Annotated in this window: 3 protein-coding genes; all 3 read left to right on the top strand. The window is 28.2% G+C overall.

Going from position 1 to position 1,829, the window contains the following annotated elements; translation table 11 throughout:
* Window positions 1–756: replication initiator protein A (locus tag DES33_RS09525; RefSeq protein ID WP_249033639.1), on the top strand; the 756-nt coding region annotated here is incomplete at its 5' end.
* Window positions 753–1,580, top strand: a complete 828-nt coding sequence (locus tag DES33_RS09520) for an ATP-binding protein (protein WP_110058839.1) — start codon at window positions 753–755, stop codon at window positions 1,578–1,580. The genes DES33_RS09525 and DES33_RS09520, both read left to right, overlap by 4 nt.
* Window positions 1,573–1,829 (top strand): DUF3801 domain-containing protein (locus tag DES33_RS09515; RefSeq protein WP_146199883.1); only part of this gene is annotated, 257 nt, incomplete at its 3' end. The genes DES33_RS09520 and DES33_RS09515, both read left to right, overlap by 8 nt.

Below are 1,829 nucleotides of genomic sequence, written 5' to 3'. Positions count from 1 at the left end.
TATAATAGGCAATCTGAAATGTATAACTTCATTAGGTTACCTATGGTATTAATGGAAGATGAGATTTTTGAGAGCATTTCTATTGAAGCTAAAGTGTTGTATTCATATATGCTTAATCGAATGGGTCTTTCATATAAAAATGGATGGGTAGATGAAGACGGAAAAGTCTTTATTTATTACACAATTGAAAGTATAAAAGATCAATTTAATTGTGCAAGTGAAAAAGCAAATAAATTAATAGCTGAGCTTGATATTAAATCAGGGATAGGACTTATTGAAAAGAAAAGACAAGTACTTGGAAATCCTAATAGAATTTATGTTAAAGACTTTATGAGCATATTTAATAATATGGAATTAAAAAATCAAGAAGTTCGAAAAACAAAATTCCAGAAGTTCGATAATCGAAATTCAAGAGATTCGAATATCGAAAGTCAAGATTTTCGAAAATCGGAAGGTAACTATAACAATATTAGAAATAATGAGTTAAGAAATAATGATTTTAGTAAGGGTCAAAAGCCTTATGGGATATATAAAAATATATTTTTGACTGATGAAGAATACAAGGACTTAACAAATGAGTTAGGAAGTAGAATTAATGAATACATTGATAGATTGTCGTCATATATGAAAGCGAATAACAGAGTTTATCAAGATCACAAGGCAACAATAATTAATTGGTATCTTAATGATCAGTCAAAAAATATTAATGATAATTCAACTAGAAAAATGAATTACGATATAGGAGAGAGTTTATGAAAAACTTAAAAGATTTTGTATTAAGAGAAAATGATATTGAAAGAAATGGACATATCTATTGCAAGGTATGCGGTAAAAGAGTAGATGGAGAATTACTTGACCTTGGATTTACAAAGTTTATTCCAAGAATTAAATGTGAATGTGAAATAAAAAGAGATAAGGAAGATGCAGAAAGAGAAATATTAACGAGAATATCATCGCTAAAAAGAGATTGCTTTTCATCGCCTATCCAACACCAATATAATTTTGAGAAATACTTAAATGAAAAAGGTCAAGCCTATAAGGTTGCTTACAACTATGCCAAAAGCTTTGAACAAATGAAGAAAGATAATGTAGGACTTTTATTTTATGGAGATGTTGGTAGTGGAAAGACTTATCTTGCTTGTTCGATTGCAAATGAATTAATCGAAAGAAAACAAGTTAAAGTTAAAATTATGAATTTATCTCAGGTTATAAACCAAATACAAAAATCAGCATTTAAGCTAGATTCAAATGAAATTATAGATTACCTCTCTAATATTCCATTGTTAATATTAGATGACCTTGGAATTGAAAGGGATACATCTTATGCAAGAGAACAGGTATATAACATTATAAACTCAAGATACTTAAAGGGTAAGCCGACAATTTTTACTACAAACTTATCATTGGAAATTATTCAAAATTCTAATATTGACCTTGAGTATCAGAGAATATATTCAAGAATACTTGAAATGACAATACCAGTTAAAGTTACGGGAGAAGATTTTAGAAGAAAAATCCATAAAGAGAAGTTAAGAAAATACAAAGAGTTACTTTTATATGGAGGTGGAATAGATGATTAATGAAGAAGTATCTAGGTCAAGTCTTAATCTTGAAGTAAGGCTTGCAAAAGCGACAAGTAAAGCAATTCTTGATGCCTTAAAGAAAGTACACAAGCAAATAGAAGAACAAGGAGGCTTGAAAAATGTTATAAAAAATAACGGAGAAGAAGTAAAACTAAAAGATATGGTTAAAAAGGGACAGTTAGAAGAAATTAATCTAAAAGATCCTGAATTAAAAGAACTAAAGAAAATTTTAAATAAACATGGAGT

Origin of the sequence: Finegoldia magna, assembly GCF_003182075.1 — a bacterium.
GTDB classification, from domain to species: Bacteria; Bacillota; Clostridia; order Tissierellales; family Peptoniphilaceae; genus Finegoldia; species Finegoldia magna.
The sequence above is the reverse complement of the archived record's forward strand: the minus strand, read 5'-3'. Positions and strand labels throughout refer to the sequence as shown.

What these genes read in the sequence shown, in the direction of transcription:
- DES33_RS09520 (WP_110058839.1), top strand. Translation starts at nt 753, where the DNA reads ATGAAAAACTTAAAAGATTTTGTATTAAGAGAAAATGATATTGAAAGA.